This is a genomic window from Pseudoalteromonas sp. NSLLW218 (assembly GCF_015864775.1).
GTDB lineage: Bacteria > Pseudomonadota > Gammaproteobacteria > Enterobacterales > Alteromonadaceae > Pseudoalteromonas.
Genome location: NZ_JADYWO010000004.1, coordinates 326,455 through 347,405, shown reverse-complemented (window position 1 = coordinate 347,405; position 20,951 = coordinate 326,455). Strand labels below are relative to the sequence as shown.

The 20,951-nt window shown below is 37.5% G+C and carries 20 protein-coding genes; 8 read left to right on the top strand and 12 right to left on the bottom strand.

Going from position 1 to position 20,951, the window contains the following annotated elements; genetic code table 11:
• Nucleotides 1-8 precede the first annotated feature (8 nt).
• The 5 genes from I6E80_RS08375 to I6E80_RS08355 form a co-directional block, all read right to left on the bottom strand.
• Nucleotides 9-680, bottom strand: a complete 672-nt coding sequence (locus I6E80_RS08375; RefSeq protein ID WP_024597943.1) for a hypothetical protein — start codon at nt 678-680, stop codon at nt 9-11.
• Complete coding sequence (locus tag I6E80_RS08370; RefSeq protein WP_024597942.1) at nt 670-1,098, bottom strand: hypothetical protein; 429 nt, start codon at nt 1,096-1,098, stop codon at nt 670-672. The genes I6E80_RS08375 and I6E80_RS08370 overlap by 11 nt, the downstream gene beginning before the upstream one ends.
• Nucleotides 1,091-2,077, bottom strand: a complete 987-nt coding sequence (locus I6E80_RS08365) for a hypothetical protein (RefSeq protein WP_139016060.1) — start codon at nt 2,075-2,077, stop codon at nt 1,091-1,093. Before I6E80_RS08365 ends, I6E80_RS08370 begins: the two co-directional genes overlap by 8 nt.
• Before the next feature lie 223 nt (nt 2,078-2,300).
• On the bottom strand, nt 2,301-3,815 hold the full coding sequence (locus I6E80_RS08360) for a hypothetical protein (RefSeq protein WP_024597940.1): 1,515 nt from the start codon (nt 3,813-3,815) through the stop codon (nt 2,301-2,303).
• A gap of 129 nt (nt 3,816-3,944) precedes the next feature.
• Nucleotides 3,945-4,811 (bottom strand): hypothetical protein, encoded by an 867-nt coding sequence (locus I6E80_RS08355; RefSeq protein WP_024597939.1) that lies wholly within the window; start codon nt 4,809-4,811, stop codon nt 3,945-3,947.
• Nucleotides 4,812-5,063: 252 nt separating this feature from the next.
• Between I6E80_RS08355 and I6E80_RS08350 the strand changes: the two genes are divergently transcribed.
• Nucleotides 5,064-6,956, top strand: coding sequence for a transcriptional regulator (locus I6E80_RS08350; RefSeq protein WP_197185325.1), 1,893 nt, complete (start codon nt 5,064-5,066; stop codon nt 6,954-6,956).
• Here I6E80_RS08350 and I6E80_RS08345 read toward each other — a convergent pair.
• From I6E80_RS08345 to I6E80_RS08335, 3 genes are all read right to left on the bottom strand, one after another.
• Nucleotides 6,948-7,121: a hypothetical protein gene (locus I6E80_RS08345; RefSeq protein ID WP_197185324.1), complete on the bottom strand. Its 174-nt coding sequence runs from the start codon at nt 7,119-7,121 to the stop codon at nt 6,948-6,950. The two genes, I6E80_RS08350 and I6E80_RS08345, sit on opposite strands and share 9 nt — an antisense overlap.
• 201 nt (nt 7,122-7,322) lie before the next feature.
• On the bottom strand, nt 7,323-7,568 hold the full coding sequence (locus tag I6E80_RS08340) for a hypothetical protein (RefSeq protein ID WP_024597936.1): 246 nt from the start codon (nt 7,566-7,568) through the stop codon (nt 7,323-7,325).
• On the bottom strand, nt 7,568-7,765 hold the full coding sequence (locus I6E80_RS08335; protein WP_024597935.1) for a hypothetical protein: 198 nt from the start codon (nt 7,763-7,765) through the stop codon (nt 7,568-7,570). Before I6E80_RS08335 ends, I6E80_RS08340 begins: the two co-directional genes overlap by 1 nt.
• Before the next feature lie 958 nt (nt 7,766-8,723).
• On the opposite strand from I6E80_RS08335, the gene I6E80_RS08330 reads away from it, so the two are divergent.
• Together I6E80_RS08330 and I6E80_RS08325 are read left to right on the top strand one after the other, a co-directional pair.
• On the top strand, nt 8,724-9,557 hold the full coding sequence (locus I6E80_RS08330; protein ID WP_197185323.1) for an AAA family ATPase: 834 nt from the start codon (nt 8,724-8,726) through the stop codon (nt 9,555-9,557).
• A gap of 61 nt (nt 9,558-9,618) precedes the next feature.
• Entirely contained in the window at nt 9,619-10,314 is a 696-nt protein-coding gene (locus I6E80_RS08325; protein WP_231616749.1) for a hypothetical protein, read from the top strand.
• Between the two features lie 187 nt (nt 10,315-10,501).
• On the opposite strand, the gene I6E80_RS08320 is transcribed toward I6E80_RS08325, so the two are convergent.
• Both I6E80_RS08320 and I6E80_RS08315 read right to left on the bottom strand, forming a co-directional pair.
• Nucleotides 10,502-10,735: a hypothetical protein gene (locus I6E80_RS08320; RefSeq protein ID WP_138529418.1), complete on the bottom strand. Its 234-nt coding sequence runs from the start codon at nt 10,733-10,735 to the stop codon at nt 10,502-10,504.
• A gap of 432 nt (nt 10,736-11,167) precedes the next feature.
• Nucleotides 11,168-11,560 (bottom strand): hypothetical protein, encoded by a 393-nt coding sequence (locus tag I6E80_RS08315; RefSeq protein ID WP_197185322.1) that lies wholly within the window; start codon nt 11,558-11,560, stop codon nt 11,168-11,170.
• A gap of 871 nt (nt 11,561-12,431) precedes the next feature.
• Between I6E80_RS08315 and I6E80_RS08310 the strand changes: the two genes are divergently transcribed.
• On the top strand, nt 12,432-13,325 hold the full coding sequence (locus I6E80_RS08310; RefSeq protein ID WP_197185321.1) for a LysR family transcriptional regulator: 894 nt from the start codon (nt 12,432-12,434) through the stop codon (nt 13,323-13,325).
• Between the two features lie 44 nt (nt 13,326-13,369).
• Here the strand turns inward: I6E80_RS08310 and I6E80_RS08305 are convergent, their stop codons facing one another.
• A complete protein-coding gene (locus I6E80_RS08305; RefSeq protein WP_170071601.1) occupies nt 13,370-14,242 on the bottom strand; it encodes a DMT family transporter in 873 nt (290 codons plus the stop codon).
• 518 nt (nt 14,243-14,760) lie between these two features.
• Nucleotides 14,761-16,152 (bottom strand): tRNA 5-hydroxyuridine modification protein YegQ, encoded by a 1,392-nt coding sequence (gene yegQ, locus I6E80_RS08300; RefSeq protein ID WP_197185320.1) that lies wholly within the window; start codon nt 16,150-16,152, stop codon nt 14,761-14,763.
• Between the two features lie 216 nt (nt 16,153-16,368).
• Between yegQ and ndk the strand changes: the two genes are divergently transcribed.
• The 4 genes from ndk (at nt 16,369) to I6E80_RS08280 (ending at nt 20,946) form a co-directional block, all read left to right on the top strand.
• Nucleotides 16,369-16,800, top strand: a complete 432-nt coding sequence (gene ndk, locus I6E80_RS08295; RefSeq protein WP_007377442.1) for a nucleoside-diphosphate kinase — start codon at nt 16,369-16,371, stop codon at nt 16,798-16,800.
• A gap of 169 nt (nt 16,801-16,969) precedes the next feature.
• Nucleotides 16,970-18,100, top strand: a complete 1,131-nt coding sequence (locus I6E80_RS08290; RefSeq protein ID WP_024597874.1) for a bifunctional tRNA (adenosine(37)-C2)-methyltransferase TrmG/ribosomal RNA large subunit methyltransferase RlmN — start codon at nt 16,970-16,972, stop codon at nt 18,098-18,100.
• 126 nt (nt 18,101-18,226) lie between these two features.
• Entirely contained in the window at nt 18,227-20,080 is a 1,854-nt protein-coding gene (pilW, locus tag I6E80_RS08285) for a type IV pilus biogenesis/stability protein PilW (RefSeq protein ID WP_197185319.1), read from the top strand.
• Nucleotides 20,077-20,946 carry a RodZ domain-containing protein gene (locus I6E80_RS08280; RefSeq protein WP_076924990.1) on the top strand — a complete coding sequence of 290 codons (870 nt, stop codon included), beginning with the start codon at nt 20,077-20,079 and terminating at the stop codon, nt 20,944-20,946. Before pilW ends, I6E80_RS08280 begins: the two co-directional genes overlap by 4 nt.
• Nucleotides 20,947-20,951: the final 5 nt, after the last annotated feature.

Below are 20,951 nucleotides of genomic sequence, written 5' to 3'. Positions count from 1 at the left end.
TAAATATTTTAATATTTATTTAGCAATAAACTATATTCTTCGTATTCTGCTTTTTTAGTGTTGTATAGAGTTACTAGCCATTGGCCATGTTCGCTAATAAACGCATCTGGGTTTTTAGTAATTAGTTTACCTAGAACACCAAACTCGCCTTCGATCACAGCCTTAAGAGCTAAATCATATGGGCTCGATTGCGTATCAAACTCAATAGAATTAGCAATCATCTCCAATGAACTATATTGGCCTTCATTAAATGGATATGGAATTTGATCTTGTGACCAATCTATATTTTCATCTGATAGAAAAAGCCTTAAATCACCAATACGCTTATCAAGTGCTTGAAAGAGCAATTTTTTAGCCTTCCACTCCTTGGCAAATTGATCAAAACTTTCAGTATTGATTTTTTCGCCATTGAGCCAATTTACAACTAATTTTTTATCTTCAAACAACGTATCTAGAATAACCAGGTTACGAATAAATACATGATTACCTGCTTTAATAGGCTTTGGCACATAATCGACTGACTCTGATTTTTTATCTGCCTCATCAAGTAGTTTTGCTTTGAGGTTTTTATCTTTAACGTAATAATTTAAACGGCTTCTCAACCGCTCTGGTAGCAAGTTGCGGTCAATTCCTAAAGCTTGACAGGCAACCGCTGCAATACTTTTATTTTTACCAGCCATACTGCTCACCATGACAACCAAGGCGTTGCTCTACTTTATGAACAGTTAAAGCCCCTCTAGCAATGTATGCGTAATTAATTTTGTAAGTATCTACTTTACACCGTTTTGCTACTCTATAAATTGCACCGACACACATACCTGCCAAATTTGCCTCTTTGAGAGATGTACTTAAAGAGCTGAGCAGCGACTCCTTTTGTTCTAAAAACTCTGAGCAAGACTCTTTAAGGTTAACCTTGTAGTAGAAATCATACCCAGTGCATTGACCCGCTAAATGTGCTTCAGTCACAGAGGTTGAAAGCCTTTCTAATAGCGAGCGCTGTTGCTCTTTTTTTTCTTTACATGCAAGGTCTATATCAACGTTTGCTAAACTGCTGGCACTGAAAAGAATGAATACAACTAATATAAACCCTTTAAACATTAGCTGTGCCTGCTTCTGCTAAGTCTTTTTCAACTACTTGCTTTGATGGTTTTTCGTCAGGCTTAAAGTTAATTAGACACGAAATAAATAAGCTAATTATTATCATGTCATCAATCCAATAAGCGTTGTATCTACTCACAATAAGAAAAGGAATAATGCCTAGTAGGCTTACTTTTATTAGTACGTTTAGTGACTGAATACCTAATAAGCTGACACTAAACCGAAAAGGAGTGATAGCTAATTTTTTATATTTCCCAATTAAATTGCTCGCTGTTTTAATATTTATAATCCAAAACCAGCCTACTAGTAACTTAACAAACAAATTATCCTGAGTTTTAACCAATACTAAGAGGCTAATAACCCCAAGCACTAAAATAACTATTAGCGTGATTAAGAAGTGAAATAAAGAATGAGCCCAACTGCTAGGTTTTGATAACTGCTCTATTTGGTTAGCTCTTGAAAAAAAGTAAAACTTTGCTGAGTTTCTAATTAAATCAGGCTTTTTTAGCTGAGATAAATATTCAAAAGCAATCATTTGTTTAGCTTTATATGTTGCAAAGCCATTGTCTGATAATTGAAAATCTTCATTTTCGTCTAATAAGGTATTTTTTTTATCTAAATACACTATTGAATCTAGCGCGGTGGTAACCTTTTCATCACTTTTATCTAATCCTTTGGGTACTTCAAATCCTGTGTCTTTTTTTAGGGATGCAAGGTTTACTCGCCATTGCTGTATTAATTGATTCTGGGAGAGAGGGTTATCTTGAGTTTCTGCTTCTACTGTTTCAGTATTTTTACTAGTGTTCGAAGGCTCATTATTACTTTCCATACTTCTATTAATATCCTTATACAAATAACTAAAATGAAGTTTTTCTACTGTTAAAACTAAAGCTCTTATATTTTTTATACTTTTAAGCAGAGTGACAGTTAGGCACTTTAATCCATTAAAATCACTTCCTAAGGTGGATTTAACATGCATAACCTGATGATACCGCAAAGATTGAGACTTTATAAAACTTAATTTTAAAAATATGAATGGGTTCTTAATTACTAAATTATGATTTCACTTAAGCGCGCTAGTGCCACTCTACCGCTTTTACTAGCCTAGCCAACTTATAAAATGGCTATTTTTATTTATTAAAACTTCATTCAATCAAAAGGGGCTTCTAATAGAAGCCCCTTTGCTCTCATACAAACAAAATTTATTTTACTAAGTTTTTCAAATCTGCAGCAACACCGTTATACTTTTTCCAATTTTCAACAGACTCTATAATTTCTGCATTCGGAGACAATAGGCCTAGTGTAAACTTTTCATCACGCTTAAACAGACCTAGTGAAATATAATCATCTACGCGAAGCATCCCCGTACGATTATAACTAACACCATCTGAGTACACTAATGAAGTCTGGTTCATTTCAAATGCTGGTCTGAACGGTATATCTTGAACATATGAAAAACGCGCATTAACTGCTTCGCCACTGTCATATTCAACAGAAACACGCTCTTCAAAATCAACTTCAAAAGCAACGCCATCAAATTCACCTGCACTATCATCCGCTAAGCCCGTATAAACAGCATGGTACCAATCACGATCTCGAAGACCCATACCTACATTCACAGCTGCAGAATAGTTATCCATCCACATGAAGCCACCACCATATCTTCTTCCGTTTACTATCTTTTCTACTTGAAACAATAGCGCGGTACCCGCATCTGATTTATGACCATAAACTAAGTTGTAAGTTAAACTGTAATGATCTTGGTTTGATATAGCCATCAAACCATCACGCGCAACGGTAAAGTTATAACACTCAGCATCCACATCTGCGTTTAAAGGTTGCCCTGAATCAACATACACATTTTTTATACAAAACTGCTCCCAAGAATTCTCAGCTTTAATAGTTGCTTGGCCATACTGATCACCATCAAGGCGGTCAAAGTGGTATACATTCCAATCACCCACAAACGAAGATAGCGTGGTATCTTGGATGAAATCACCCTCTACAACGTCAACCTCTACGCTAGGTACCTTTAAATAAAGCAAACCATTTTCATCAAGCTCAAATGAAATCTCACTGGCAACAACACCCGACTCAAGCGCTGCATAAACAGTATCAGTAGCAAGAGAGACGTCATACGGCACATCCGTTAAGGCCACACCTTCTTGTAATAATTTAATTGCATAGTCAGATGCCAAGCCAACCAAAACAGCCTGTGCATTGCTATCATCTAGCGCCGTGTAGTCACCTTCAAACACACTCACATCAACCGACCATAAATCTGCGATTGCTTCAACAGAGTAACCAGAGTCTACAGCCATTGTTGTTACAGGGCTTACATTCGCTGAGCCAGCTTCTGCATACATAGTGTATGAGTGGCCCACAATGTTGCCCTCATTTACGTTCGCTGTTTTCTCTGACACTGCATCAACAATAATTGCTGTATCTGTGTAGTCACCTGACACTGTAAATGTACCTGATGCTGATGTTAGGCCTAAAAACTCAGATTCTTCACACACTAAGTTTTGGTTTACGTCTGCACAAACGCGAGCATCGCTTAGTGGTCCTACAGTACCAATAACAAAATCAACATTGGTAACAACACCAGTTGATGTGTCACCAGTCGAGTCCGGTACCTGCGTTTCAGAGCCAGAACCAGAACCACCACCACAAGCCGCAAGTAGACTACAAAGAGATAAGGTAATTAATTTTTTCATTTTTATATTCCAATATTTTTAAGGTAGGTAAGCAACTGAGGTGCCTGAAGATTAAACTTTGATTTTTAGCCTATTTTTTGTTTGTAAGCGCGCTCCACTTAGAGCTCTCTTTAAACGACTTACAACAACTCAGCTGTTGGCTACACTTTTAAGATGTTCTAGTAAAATTCCCATTAACTTTTCATCGTATTGTGATGTCCCGTCAGGGCTTACAGAAACAGGATGACTTAAACGATATTCAACTTTTGACTTACCGCGATACAAAAAGATTTCCAAATCTACATTCGCAACCGTACCACCTGAATTAAATGCAAAACTATTCTTGTAAACTCGCTTATTTGACTTGTTTTCATTAGGTCGCTGCTTTAACTTCCTCTCAAAACTTGTTTGAACAGATGCAGGGTCAAAATCAACATCAAATGAGCCACTTGAATAAACATATCTATCAATATCTTTACCCGGTTTATCCATCACATTATCGAGTAACTCTTGAAGTGTTTTGTCGCTTATTGGGGAAGATATTGGAATAAACAATGCGTCAGAAGCATCTTCTGCAGTCGCAGTCATTGCAGGTAAAAGGTTAACTTTAAAAGATTCAGTTGTTTCTTCAATTTGGTAAGGAAATGCAGTGTGAACTTTTGAAAGGTAAGTACTGCCTGAGCGAAATTTATCCCCGCGAAAGTAGGTAATCTTCACTTCAGAATCAGTTAGAGAAACTTTTTTACCCCATATTGATTTTATGTCTGCCGTTTGCCACTTTCCACATTCGATATCGCATTGCGTATATCCAGTATGAGCTGAAACATGCTCCCTTAAAGCATTTTTCACAGTCCCTAAAGTGACAACATTACTTGCAACGCCTGGTAGTTTTTTATATTCAAGTGTTTTATTTTTAGCCGTTAGACTCAACGGGATATCCCTGATATCGGGAGTTGACTTACAACCCGAAACAAAAGATAAAATAACAGCGATTACAGCAAGTCTTTTTAAGTTCATTATTAATAATTCCTTCTTATTTAAAGTTTAATTAAATGCGATTTTGTAAACTTATATACAATGGTTTTGAAGCATGTTTTTTCACGAAAGGAATATCTATGATTTTTTAAAAGGGAGGTAGTGAATAAATATAAAACAGTGTGATTTAGTGTGAAATATCATAATTATTAAATAGTTATAAATATCATGGATATTGTTGAAATAATCAAAACAAATGGTTAAACTCCCCGAAAAAATAATAAAGCTCGTCCTGTGAACTATAAAATCAATGACTTTTTAATCTCACCAAATATCAATTCAGCATCAAAAAACAACGAAAAATTTGAACTGACCTCTCAAGAAATAATTGCACTTAAGCTGTTTTTTTCATCCGATGATGGTTTTGTTGATACGCAAACTCTTGAATCAGAAATTTGGGGGGAGCGCATTGTAACCAAAAACTCTCTTCGCAAGCTAATAAGTGATCTACGTTTAAAATTTGGTGATAGTGAGTCATTTAAAAACATAAGAGGTAGAGGCTACAAACTCAAATTTGAATCGATTGAACCCCCAAAGGTTGCTCAAAAAAAAGTAAATAATTATAAGTACTTGTTCACTTTACTATTTATTATTTTGATATGTATTGTGGCAATTTTATCTTATAGCTATAAGGGGAAGATTGAAGCGTTACCGAAGGTTTCTACCCAAACCGTTTTTGAATCTAAAGATTATATTTTGGACTATGCAACTCATAACAATTCGCTATTTGTTACTGCGCGAGACAAAAACACATCAAAATTATACAAAGTTTTAAATCGTCAAAACACAGTGTTAATGTCGGAGAGTTATTCTGGTGCTTATCGCGGCTTAGAAATTCATAAAAGTGGCCGCACAATAATGCATGTAGTTGAAGATTCAAAATGCAAAATTAAAATCTTCCAAAAGCCTGTTGAAGACCAAATAGATGAGATTCCCTGTAACAGGCAAAATGCATTTCCCTCTTTTGATTGGATTGATGAAAATAGGTTTTACATTACTTTTAACGTTGATCCGAGTTCATCAATTAAACCTTTTATATATGACCTGAAAACTAAACGATTAGAAGAGGTTTTTAGTACCAATTTTGAGTCAGAAAATAATAAAAATTTTATTGATGCATACATTAAAGGACACAATGATGGCGTATTTTCATTAAGAGAAAATCATTTAGATAAAATGTCTTTGACTTACTTTGAAGGTAATAATAGGAGAACACTTTATAAATTTAGAGCTAAACCTTATTCCGTTGCAGTTGCACAACAAAACCTATTCTTTGTAGGTAATAATAATGAACTATTTATGTTGCCCTTATCAGATGACATATTATCTCAAGATATAAATTTATCGCTATTGATGGCATCACAAGCTACCAAGATTGATGACCCTTTAGTTCTTGAAGAACAACTCTATTTCTCTTTAGGTAACGTTTCCAAGGAAGTTATATATAGTTCATCTGGGGATTTTACTTATAGCTTAGAAAATGGTGTTAGAGACTTCACCTATACTGATAAGGTGCTTACAGTTTTAGCATTAACCAATAGTGGTTACGCAATAGAACAACTCAAAGATGGACTTGTATTTAATACTTTTTACTTCGATTCAAACCTCAGCCTCAGACATATAGCTTTTTTTAAAAACGAAATATTCTTGGCTGGTGCTGATGGTGTTTATAAGTTAGACGAAAATAAGCTGATTCAGATTAGCAATAGAAAAACTATCGAGCTCGTGTCTAACGGTAAGTGTATGATCGCAGAGGGTGACGGTATTCATTTATTTGAACAAAAAAAACATACCTTCATGAAAATAGTAGAGCAGGGTGAAAGAGCATTTCAAAGTGAGCAAGGGTGTTTATTTGTTGATACTCTAACTGGGAATATTGTTAATGAAAAACGTGAAATAATAAGTAAGCAAACAAAGAAAAGACTATTAATTGAGCATAAAGGAAAACTTGCACACAGATACAATGTCAAAGAACAAACACACATTGTAGATATTAAAACCGGTAAAGTAATAGAAAGAACGAGAGAGCGAGCCCGATATACAAAGCTTATTTCCTATGAGGACGATATTCTTTATTTAGGAGGAGCTGATGTTAATACTTCTATTTTGAGGTTGAAATTAGATTAAAAGCTTATCAGCTATAATCACCCTGAGCTTTTTATAGCTAAGGTATTTAATTTCCGTTGCGTGAGTGAAAATATTGAAATATTTTGGGTCAGTAGCATGTTTTAAAAGTGCGATTTTATTGCCTAATTTTACTAAATCAAAAATACCACGTTTTTCTAAAAGCACTCGCTTTTCATTATTTAAAATACTGAGGTGGTGAGTCGAATTAACCACTTAGAAGTTAAGGTAATAATCACTATCAGCCGCGCTGGTAATAGAATCACTTAAAGATAACATGAACTAGATTGCTGCATTATTTAAATCATAAAACTAAAAAAGCGCCCTGATTAGCTCGGAGCGCTTTGTGTTTAGGACAAATAAACAGGTTTATACAAGTTTAATGAGGAGATGCTTAAGCATGACTTTCATGCTTGGTGTGTTACTTATTCGATAGTATTCGTAGTTATAAATACCGGTTATCATTTTGGTACAAAACAGGCTGAGTACAAATAACCACGTTATTTTACCTGTTGTTTGAAACAATATATGAAGTACCGCACTCCCGATAAAGCTAATTGCGGTGTAAACTACTTCAATACGGTACTGCTTAAAAACGTTTGGCCGCTTTAACATTAGAAGCTATCATCAAATGCGCTGAATGAATCAAAACTATTACTGCCAAATGATTCATCAATTTCAATTATAGTTTGATTACTGGTGTTTATACCCACCACATTGCCGCCAACATCTACAATATTAGCGCTCGCATTTGTAATAGGCAATCCTGTAGAGGGATTAATAGCAATATCAGTAACGTCATTATTTTTCATTTTTTAAACCTTCTTAATTATTAATTACACTTCACAATTTAATGATTTCGTGATAAAAAACAAACTGTTTGACTGCGCAGCTCAGCAACAAACAGTTTGAATAAGGCATTCACTCCTCTTCTATTTTTACTTAATTTTTTTTAAGCAAAAAACCTTTCCTATTTATCTAAAAAATTCATTAATAAGTTTAATTTGAAGGCGGTTTTGTCTGAAAGACGTTATTAAAAACGCATTTTTCGGCACGAAAAACTGCAAAAAAAAAGGCGTCTCAGAATGAGGCCAACAAGCGCGTAATGTGGCATAAGCGAAGCTTAGGACACATGGAGACAGCGCGAATGTACAGCTGGTCTGTACTAACCGCGATAGTGTTTCGCATCAGCGAAATTCGATTAAAATTTTGCAAAAATTGATATCGAACCATCTATTTTCGTAGAAAATTACAGCAGATGAAAAATGCAAATTATGGGGCACCCATTGCATTGTCAGGCGCGGCAGTATGGCGGTTAGTACAGAGCGTAGCGAGGTGCATTCGCGCGGGGTCTAAAACGCTAGCGCGATAGCGCGTTGAGGCGGCTCGTTGCGGAGCAACACCAGAGCTGGCGGGCGTTTTAGACCCTAAGGTTGAACAACGAAGTTGAGAAGCCATCCGCTGAAGGCGGTTTTTCTCAATGGTTTCATCCCTCGTTTCATTAAAAGAGCAAACGTACAACGTCTTGCAATGAATACCGTAATATTTTTGCCTAATTGAAATAAAGAATAACCTATAAAGTAAGACCTCCTCTTAAAGAGGAGGCCTTACTTTATAGGTTTAATTCACACAAATTTTCTACGTTTAAAAAACACGCTTATTAAAAATAAAAAATAAATTGGATAATTTTACATAAAACGCAATTAGCTCGTTCTTCGACATCCTATTTAGAAATTCCGAAATATCGCAATCCTATAGGAATTTATAAATATGAGTGACCAAAAACATACCCAACAATTTTCACAAAACAGTGAATCAACAAACACACCTAATCCATTACATCAATTAAGAAAAGCCGATAGCGTGCTTAGTATTGTTCAGGCCGATATTCCTCAACCATGCATTATTGTGCCTTCGATATTAACAGCCGGAGAGGCTACGCTGCTTGCTGCCGGAGCTGGCTCTGGAAAAACCTATATTTCTCAGTATATCGCTGCGTGTGTCGCTGCTGGCATTACTAGCTTTGGTAATGAGCCGTGCGAAGCTAAAAAAGTTTTGTATATTGATGCTGAATTAGGCTTGCATCAGATACAAGCACGTTTTGGCAATATTTTTAACGCGATAGGTGCTGGACCTGGTGACCAATTTTTTAGAGTAATCCATAAAAAAAGCTTTAAAGGGGGAATACCCAACCTTGCAACGCCTGACGGTTTTGATGCACTCGCCAGTGATATTGAATGGGCCGATGTAGTGATTTTCGATAACCTATCCGCACTGTATACATCCGCAGAGGAGCTCAATCAAAACGACTGGAACTACTACAACAAATGCATTGACGCATTGCGAAACGAAGGTAAGGCGATTTTGATACTGCACCACACAGATAAAACAGGCAAAAACTACCGTGGCCATACTGAAATTGCGCGTGCTGTTGATAACGTGCTCATTGCAGCAAAAGATTTAAAACTGAGTACTAATGCAGTGACTGTGGTTGATATAGCGCAGTCTAAATCACGTAACGGCGCCAGTAGTGAAAAGCTTATGAGTATCGCGTTTGGTGATGTATATAACGAGGGACGATTTTTGATGATTCGCGCTAAATAAGCAGTCAATTTCGCATACTCGGGAGTTATATAAATTATGACTCCTGATTTAGTGAACACGAATGCAAAACGATAACGACTATACTCACCAATACGCCCGCTATTTTGACATTAACATGCGTTATAACCCAGGTGCTAACAACTATCAAAAAGGTATGAAGCGTACTGCTCTAACAGTCCTTATTGCGGTCAGGTTTTCAGTTACTGCGCCCGTGATTATTCGCTGGCTCTGCAATATTAGTCAACCTCAAGCGCTGAACCACTTAAATAAGTTGGTTGATGAAAAGCTGTTAACGATGGCCCCTACACATAGAAGTCCCGATGGGCGGGTTTATATTCCAACTTACTCAGGAGCTAAATACGCACAAGAACAAACCAGTATTGATACTTACTTTCGCTCAAAATCAAACCCCGCACTGCAGGTTAACCACAACCACATAATGCACGACCTGATGAATACATTTGTTGCCCTTCGCGGATTACATAACCATACCTCAGACGGCGTTTACAGGCCGCTATGGACAGGATTTTTATCTGAGCCAGAATTTAAACGACTTTATAATCAAAGCAGTGCGCGAATTGTAGACGGTGTGGCCGTATTACCAGATAGAACCGTCGTTGCTATCGAAATTAAAACTCATTTAAAAGTAAATCGACACGTCAGACTATACTGCTCAAATACCTCGCCTCACTTAAAGCAGGCCACTACCAACAGGTATTTATATTTTCACAATCTACGCAAATATTTGAAGATATAAAAAGATTACACACCCAGTTACTGACAGAGCTCCCAGAGCGCATAAATAAGAGAACCCAACAACCATTCATGACTCACAAAGATGCTGCGTTATTACAATCTGCGATTGTGTATCGCACAAAATTTTGCGATGAAATTACAGCGTTATTTTATTCATAAAAAAGAGCATCAAAATGATGCTCTAGAAGTTAATGGCGATTAGACCACTGCGCAATAATATCCAATGTCAAATGGCTTGCGTAACACGCTAAAATCAATAGTACATACGAGTTAGCTGCCATATCTGTAATTAATGGTATATCACAGACCTTTTTGTAATGAAGCCAACCCGATAACGCAAATGTGTAGCCGCTTATGGAGCACACATCTGAGAGTGTTCGAACTATCACCCCGAACTGCCATTTTATTGGTTTATTTTTCATAATATCTCTTATGTATATGACCTATTTTAATTAGGTATGCACAACTAAGAGGCATTGTTGATATTTCGCATAGAATATCAAAACGATAAAATTTGAATGTAAAAAAGGAGTGAATATTATTCACTCCTTTTTATTTTTAACCTGTCTACATTAGGTAACTAAGACCACGCATTCGGGCCCTGCCGCCAAAACAATCGCTATATTGTTTTCTCCCTACATAACCCTATACGTCATACAGAGTATGAATATTCATTTAAATGCAGTGAATCACCACAGAGGCTCTTCAGGTAGGTAAGCCTGTTTAGCGCCAGGCTCGGTGCAATTTTTTGGAGTAATGAACATGCAGTGTGTAACTTATTTTTGGCTCTATACATATAACTAGTAGCGTTGCAGGGAAATAAAAAAGCGAACCACGTGGTTCGCTAAAGGTTTTTAGGTATTTTCTAATATACCTAACCAATGGCACTCTGCAGCTGCAAAATACTCATTGGGTCTTAGCATAAATAGTTGCTCAAATTCTGCAGTAAATAAACTGCAGAAGTTTGTTATGTCTTCAGTATGTACGAGTAAAAAGGCATACATTTCAATACCCTCCAAATACCGCTCTGAGAACTCAGGATTAGCAGCTAGTAACTGTTGAGAAATACTAATACCCAGCACACTCCCCACGCTATCTCTGTGTAAATAAATGTAATTGGTGAAGCTCAGTTCAAGTTCTTGCTTATCAACAACATCAGTTAGTAGCAAAATTGTTGAACTGTCATCCCACGGTGATTTGCTAGCGCGTACATATTGGCGAATAAACGGTGATTTTTGGTCTTTCATGGTTTTTCCTAGTTAATTGTCCTAAAATTAACTAGGCATAAGTGAGGGAAAAAATTGAAAGCTATAAAATAAACGACGTAAATTTGCAAAACACACCAAAAACATTAAGGTTGGAGTATTATTCCAAATATTGAGGGTTAGAAATGAGCGATTTTATATGGTTATTACCGGCTACTGTGCTGAGCATAATTTTAATTAGGCTTGTTAAACAAGCTAAAAAAGTAGATTAAGTAAAAACAATACTTAACTTTTGGGTATAACCGACGGTAGTTAAAGTGACCTATAAGTCACTTTAAGGCCTAAAATACGGCTTAATGTTCCCTAAAAGGCACTTTATAGTTGTGTCATAAAAAAGAAAAATCTAAGTTTTGCTTTTATTAACTCTCAATTCTCTTTTCCAAATTAATTCTTTAACCTACAAAACATAAATATAAGATTCAAAGACTCTATAAGTCTAAAGTTTTCAACTATTCAGTTAATACAATTTGCCTTTTAAGACTGTTTTTAAGATACTAGCTTAGTGTTAACGAGTTACGTAAAGTCGTAGCACAAGCCATAGCACAACAAAGTAACAGACTGTTTTTAAAGACTTTAATTGAAAACCTTATAACTATCGCAGTTAATGCATTTGTTATTTATGAGTAGAGCCATTTTTTAGCCTCGTTAATTAAAATTCATATAAAACAAGAACTGAAGAAAAATAGAGCATTTACAGCTTTATTTTAAATTATATGATTAACAGCGTTAAATTATGCATTTTATTGACTTTTTCTTTGTTGATCTTTATCAATAAAAACTTCTGGCTTCTCTAATGAAATTTTAAAGCGTCGCTGTTAATATTATCTACATCCTAAACAATAAAGTAGTTCTGATGGCAGCTAGTTATTCTCTCGATGATTTACGTTACTTTTGCACCATAGTAAAACTAGGTAGCTTTAAAAAAGCATCAATAAGCCTTGATATGTCACTATCAACTTTGAGCCGTAGAATACGTTTATTAGAGCAAGCTCTGCAATTAACACTACTAAATCGAGATGCCCATCGAGTTACACTTACGCATACTGGCGAGTTATATTACGATCGCTATCGTAAACTGTTCGATGAAGTAGAGTGTATAGAGCAAGCACTTTGTGATGAGAAAGAGCAACCTAAAGGGAAAATTAGGATCTCTGCACCCATTTACATGGGTAAACACTTTTTAAGTGCTATTTTTTGTGATTTTTTACTGCAATATCCCGATATTCAACTAGATTTACGCTTTTCAAATAACCTTATTGATATTGAAAAAGAAGGGATTGATATAGCGTTTAGAGTAAGAAATCCTGCTATTGATAATTGGGTTATTAGGGAGCTTAAGCTTACTCACAATATATTATGTACTCACTTAAATCATGATTATCAATCCATCACTCATCCTAAGCAATTAGAAGATCACCCAAAAGTTACGTGCGTTGGGTTGGTACCGTGGCAATTAAAAAATCAGCACACGAACGAGGAATATAGCTTCAACCCAAACACACATGTTCGATTGGAAGTTGATGAAATTCAAATGATGAAACAAGCAGTTGAGTCTGGTGTGGGTATTAGCTACATCCCTGATTATATAGCATTACCACTTATTAAAGCCGGAAAGCTTAAACGCATTCTTCCTGATTGGCAAAGCAAAGGGCAGCCATTTTCTATGCTTTATCGCGACAGAAAACAAATCCCTTATCGAGTGCGTTTACTGATAGAGCATACACTGCAACACTTTACTAATATGTAGCAGTGTATGCTTTTTACAGCAAAGTGATTAAGCTCATTCGTCTTTTAAAAACTAAGCCTTAGTACAATTACACCTAAAAATGCCGTTGTTAATCCTATCACTTCTTGGCGTGTAAAAGACTCTTTTAGGATGATGCGTGAGTACAATAAAATAATTAAAATATTCATCCCCGAAATTGCCGACACTAGCCCCGTGTTACCAATTGCAAAGGCCGATATTATTGCAACCATGCCTGCTACATTCGTTAAACCAATAAGCAACCCGCACGAGAACGTTTTACCAGCAGACCAGTGCCCTTGAGAAACGCCTTGCTCTGCTAACATTTTTTTGCGCTTTACTAACCAACTAATAGCAAAGAGAAAGCTACCAAACCCGAACATCGACGTTAAAGTGGCGAATGTATCTGCCTCAAGGAGTGTTGATTGCTTACCCATTAAATCATTAAATGCAAAGGACAGAGCAGCCAATAATCCCCATTGCGCACCTTGTAGATTACTCAATGAGATATCGCTGGAGTAGCGAATAATATAAAGACCGCCAAAAATGATAAAAAAGCCGATTAATTGAATAACGGTTAAGGTTTCTTGCCATAATAAAAAGGCAAACAAAAGGACAAATAAAGGCGTTAGCCCCGATAGAATACTAATTAAAGACGCCTTTCCGACTGAAAATCCTTTATGCAAAAATCCATTAGCCGCAAAAGATCCAAAGCCTAAAGCAAGCCCAACCGTAATATCTGCCCAGCCGTACCATGTATGTTCAAATATTACAGTACCTAACGCGCTGATTATGAACCCTACAAAAAAAACACCGAATAATAATAGATTACGGTTAATCTTTTTTTGCGACGTCCATTGGTACATTATCCCTCGAGCACCAAAAAAAACAGTTGCGAGTAATGCAAAAATTATCCACATACTAAAATGATTCCTTTAAAAACAACAATAGAGTAACTGTGCTGAGCGCTTTAACAACACGTGTTAAATTTGTCAGGTTAGTATATTTACTTTTTAAATTTTATAAATAAGCATTACTGGCAATATAGGTTTCATGAATGGCATTTACATAAATGCAGGTAGGCAATTTTCGTAAAGCGCGTCATAGGCATAACTGCTCAGCTCCACTCTATAAATTATATAAGGTAATAAAATAGCTTTGAGCAGTTACTGAAGAGGCTAACTAGGGCGTGTTGACCTTTCGTGGGTGAATTTGCAGCAGTATGTTTGGTTTTTAGGCAAGGCAGAGCCTATGTAGTGTGGTTATTCCCCATGAATAGGCGATAACGCAGCATAAATACCAAACATGCGCTGCCCTTTGGGTTCTTTCTAGGGACGATTAACTCTTTGTTGCTCGGTTTTTACTTAGCCCACTAGGTTACAAACCTCGTGCCGCGATTAAATCGTCCCTAGATTGAACAAATTTCAATCCACAAAGATCAACACGCCCTAGGTTGTTTAAATGGATTACGCGTATCTTGGTGCTCATCAAGGTTACGCATTAAAATGGCGTGATCTAAGTTAATCCCCTCATCTAGTGCGATTTTTACAATGTGACCAGAACCTTTAGCATCGCTAATAATTTCACCCTTTTTGTTTTCCATATATTCAAGCTTAAAAGTAATGTTACCTTGTGGTGTCATAAGCTCTAAGGAGTGGCCTGTACAAAATTTATTTTTAACGTCAATTTCAACTAAGCCATTTTCGTCGCGCCCAAGTACTTCTCCCACAAATTGCTGTTTAGTTGATACAGAATGACCGTACTCATAGTTTTGATAATCTTGATGGGCATGGCGTTTTAAAAAGCCTTCGGTATAGCCCCGATGTGCTAGATTTTCGAGTGTTTTAAATAAGTTAGTATTAAATGGTTTACCCGAAGCCGCGTCGTCTATTGCTTTACGATAAACTTGTGCTGTGCGCGCTACATAATAAAATGACTTAGTACGCCCTTCTATTTTTAAACTATGTACACCCATTTTTGTTAACTGCTCTACGTATTGCACAGCGCGTAAATCTTTTGAGTTCATAATATACGTGCCGTGCTCATCCTCGAATGCAGGCATATACTCTCCAGGGCGACCTTGTTCCTCTAACATAAATACATCGTTACTCGGCGCACCTTCGCCCAGTGTAGGAATAACCTGTTTGGGATCAATTTTATGTACCATTTCGCCGGTTTCGTTCTCAACACCAGGTTTTACATCGTAATCCCAACGACATGCATTAGTGCATGTACCTTGGTTTGGGTCGCGCTTATTTATATAACCAGAGAGTAAACAACGCCCCGAATACGCCATACAAAGCGCACCATGTACAAATACTTCAAGCTCAGTATTAGGGCACAAAGCACGAATTTCAGTTATTTCTTCGAGCGACAGCTCCCGTGACAAAATAACGCGCTCAATTCCCTGCTTTGCCCAAAATTGCACACTCGCGTAATTTACCGCATTTGCCTGTACCGACAAGTGAATAGGCATCGTTGGCCATTTTTCACGAACAAGCATAATTAAACCAGGATCTGACATAATTAGCGCATCGGGTTTCATCGCAATAACCGGTTCTATATCACGTAAATACGATTTAACTTTAGCGTTGTGCGGTGCAATATTAGACACCACATAAAACTTTTTATTTTGCGCATGCGCTTCACTAATTCCTACTTGCAGAGTATCTAGGTCAAACTCGTTATTGCGCACACGCAAACTATAGCGAGGCTGCCCTGCATAAACCGCATCTGCGCCATAAGCAAAAGCGTAGCGCATGTTTTTTAAACTGCCTGCGGGGCATAGTAATTCAGGAATAAAAGGCGTTGAAGAGGTAGTTGGTAACATGTGCGCTCCATACATCGAACTGGGTTTAAGCCAGTTGTATGATTAATTAATTTATAAGCGCGGCAGTATAAGTTCGATTAGCAATTTGCTTTTGATCGAGATCACAAAACTGCAATCAAACTGGTTTTTAATAAAATTAGGATTTTTCACTTAAAACGCGTATAATTCGCGCCCGTTAATATTCACACTTTTACTTAAAATTATTGGAGCATAAAGATGGCTTTAGAACGTACTTTTTCAATCGTAAAACCTGATGCAGTAGCTAAAAACCACATTGGCGCTATCTACAACCGTTTCGAGTCTGCTGGCCTTAAAATCGTTGCAGCTAAAATGGTTCACCTTTCACAAGAGAAAGCTGAAGGTTTCTACGCAGAACATAGCGAACGTCCTTTCTTCGGTGCTTTAGTATCTTTCATGACATCTGGTCCAGTAATGGTTACAGTTCTTGAAGGCGAAAACGCTGTTCTTAAAAACCGTGAAATCATGGGTGCTACTAACCCTGCTGAAGCACTAGCTGGTACTTTACGTGCAGACTACGCTGATAGCATCGACGAAAATGCTGTTCACGGTTCTGACGCTGTTGAATCTGCTGCTCGCGAAATCGCGTACTTCTTCGCTGATGAAGAGCTTTGTTCACGTACTCGTTAATTCGAATTCGTTAACAAAATGAAAAGGGCTTTCGGGCCCTTTTTTAGTCATTACGTAAAGTATTAATTAGTAAACTCATGATGTTTTACTTAATGATTAAAGTGAGTGAATTGTGTACAATTCGTCCTCGTAAATTTTTATCTCCACCGTCACCGATTGAGGTTGTTTCATGACCGAGCAAAAAAAGATTAACTTATTAGATTTAAACCGAGACGCAATGCGCGAGTTATTTGCATCGTTCGGTGAAAAGCCGTTTCGTAGTGACCAGGTGATGAAATGGATTTATCATTTTGGCGTAGATAACTTCGACGAAATGAGTAACGTAAACAAAAAACTTAAAGAAAAGCTTAAAGCCGAGTGCGAAATTGTAGCGCCAGAAATTACAGTTCGCCAACAAGCAAGCGACGGTACTATTAAGTACGCACTTATTTTGGAAGGCGGCCAAGAAGTAGAAGCTGTATGGATCCCTGAAAAAGAGCGCGCTACTTTATGTGTATCATCACAAGTGGGTTGTGCTCTTGAGTGTACTTTTTGTTCTACTGCTCAACAAGGCTTTAACCGTAACTTAAAAGTATCTGAAATTATTGGTCAAGTTTGGCGTGTAGCTAAAGATATAGGCCTTGATGGTCATAGCGAAAAGCGCCCTGTAACTAACGTTGTAATGATGGGTATGGGCGAGCCTTTACTTAATCTTAAAAACGTAGTGCCAGCAATGGAACTAATGATGGACGACTGGGGCTTTGGTTTATCTAAGCGCCGCGTAACATTAAGTACTTCAGGGGTTGTGCCTGCTCTTGATTTATTAAAAGAGAAAATTGACGTAGCACTTGCTATTTCACTTCACGCACCAGACAACGCACTGCGTGACATTTTAGTACCGGTTAATAAAAAGTACCCTATTGAAGAGTTTTTAGCCTCGTGTCGTCGTTACATCGATGGTTCGAAAGCCAATAAAGACGTCACAGTTGAATACGTTATGCTTAATGGCATTAACGACAGCACCGATCAGGCTCATGCACTAGTGCAAACGTTAAAAGGCACACCTTGTAAGGTCAACCTTATTCCGTTTAACCCGTTTCCGGGGAATGAATATACGCGTTCAAGTAATAGTCGCATTGACCGCTTTTCAAAAGTATTACAAGCAGCGGGCGTTACCTGTATTGTTCGTCGTACTCGCGGGGACGACATTGACGCAGCCTGCGGACAGTTAGTAGGTGACGTAGTTGACCGTACTAAACGTTTAGCTAAAAAGAAAATGCGTGACGATAACGCGATTAGCGTTAATATCCACCAAGCATAATCTGTAGCCACCCTACAGGAATTAGTCACGTAGGGTGGTTAAGTTGTTTATTTTTAAATAAATGATGCAAGACTAAAGGTTTTAGGTAAGATAGGCGCCATGGACTAAAAATAAAGAGATAAGGTAATGCGATCTATACTTGCTATAACACTATCCACACTTGCCTTAAGTGGCTGTGTTAGCGAAAGTAGTTATAACGGCAGTAATAAACCCGTCGTCGAAAATAAAATTAACAATACTGGCGCAGCACGAACACGAATTGCTTTAGCCCTACAGTATTTAAAAACGGGTAACAACTCACAAGCCAAATACAATTTAGAACGTGCAGCAGCATTTGCTCCTGACCTACCTGAAGTACATTACTCTCTTGCTTATTACTATCAACAAGTAGGCGAAAACCCGCTAGCTGATAAAGCCTACCAAAAAGCACTTGAAATAAAGCCTGACGATCCTAATACCCTTAATAACTACGGTGTGTTTTTATGTGGTATCGATGAATACGATCGTGCTACGGATCAATTTTTAAAAGCCATTGAAGTACCAAGCTATATTCGCGTTGCCGAAAGCTACGAAAATTTAGCCTTATGTGCCATTGAATTTGATGATTTTGAAAATGCAGAAAGCTATTTTCAACAAGCACTTAATCACAGTTCTCAACGTACATCTACGTTAATTAGCTTAGCTGCACTGTATTACGCAAAAAGTGACTTATACAAAGCCAGTGAACTTTTAAAACGCTACGACAGTACGGGACGAGTATCTTCTCGTGCATTAATGCTTAGCTACCTTGTAAAAAACAGAATGGGCAGAATAGAAGAGGCTGAAAAAATCTCCAGCACTATTTTACAAACTTATTCTACAAGTGACGAAGCCTATGCACTAAAAGAAAAAAGAACACGTTTTAATGAGTTTGAAATACTGCGAGAAAAATACCGTAAAGCGCAGTTAAAAGAACTAAAAAATGATGAAAGCGGCGCACACGTTAGTTCGAAGCCAAAAATAAAAGTAATTAGAAAAAAACGTTCATCACAAGACGGTTCAACAAGCTTAGTAACAAACAATGAGCAAAAAACAGATAAAAAACTCGCAACAGTAAATAACCAAGATGTAAACCCGGTTATAGCAAGAGAAGAGCAAGTTGAGGCAGCCCAAAATGCGGCCACTAAGCAAGTCGACAAAACAGCCGTAATAGCAAAACAAGCAACAGCTCAAAAAGTGGAAGTTCCTAAAGTAGTGACTTCTAAAGCCGTTGTGCCAAGTAAACCTACCGATACATCGGCTGTTATGCTTGCACTTACTACTGAACACGACTCTGCTGATTCAATAGGAGCAGTTTCTGAAAAGCCAAAGCCTGCTTACGAACCTCAAAAAGAAGCTATATCAGCAAAGCAACCAACTAAAGCTGACGACGAAGTTACAATAATTTCGTTTGGTGCACCTAAAACAGGCCAGTTTAATTCGCAGCAAACTAGTAACTATCGTAATTCAGCCCCCGCAGTTACTGCACAAAAAAATAGTAGTGACGTGGTATTCTACGAAGCGACTAAAAATACAACTGTATTTGAAAATAGCAGCTATCAAAATGATGCCGATATTGAATTTAAAAGTTACGAGGCAGTACAAAAAACAGAGCTTCCAATGCTTAACCCTAAAGTATCGCCTTTACGCGTGCCATTTCACGTAATTGCTGTTGGCGAAAACCTATTTAGCATTTCGGTGCGATACAATGTTAAACTACAAAAACTCCTCCAATGGAATGGTCTAAAAGAGTCGGATCGGGTAATGAATGGAAGTAAAATATACCTAAACGATCCAAATATTTATTACGAAATTAAAGCTGGTGATTCCCTTTACGATATAGCTACCCAGCGGCATGTATTAATTGATGAATTAATGCGATGGAATAAATTAAGTCCTGATATAGCACTAAAACCAGGACACAAACTTTTACTAGTGGATCCAGACTCATACACATTATGAATGAAGAAAATACGCAAACACAGAGCGAACAGCCAACTGTAGGCCAAATATTAAAAAATCACAGAGAACAAGCAAACGTTAGCATAGCGACTATCGCTGCACCGTTAAAGTTGTCTGAGCTGCAAATTAAACGCCTTGAGAATGATGAATTTACATTACTAGGCCCAATAACTTTTGTTAAAGGCTATATAAAAAACTACTGCCGAGAATTAAAAGTAGATAGCACACCTATATTAGCGATGATGCCAGCACCACCGGAGCCAACAAAGCCCGCTAATATGCAGAGCTTTTCGCGTCGAACAGAAAAAGAAGCTAATGACAGCCGTTTAATGTTTTTCAGCTATTTAATTTTAGCGATTGTTATTGGCTCATCTGCTTTATGGTTTTGGCAAAACGCCACCCCCATTGAAGAGCAAACGAGTAACATAAACGTTGCCAACTCAAAAATGAGCGAGCGCCAAGCCGCTCAACCCAGTATTTCAGAGCAACAGCAACAAGCCGAAATTGACGATGAATCATTATTAGAATCACAAAGTACCTCTAGTGAAACATCAACAAGCCCAGAAGCAGTTACAGAAACGGCCCCTATTGCCTCTAACAACGCAAGCCAAGAAGATGCTAGCAGTACAATTGTTATGAACTTTAACGGCGAAAGCTGGGTTGAAATTTACGACGGCGAAGGCGAAAAAATAGCATTCGGCGTTAAAAAAGCAGGCTACATTATGACCGTAAGCGGAACGCCTCCTTTTTCAGTTGTGCTTGGTAAGCATGACGCTGTAGACATTACTTTAAACGGCGAACCTGTAGATGTTTCTGCATTTCCTAAAAACCGTTTAGCCAAATTTACATTACCACTAGCAGAGTAGTCGCT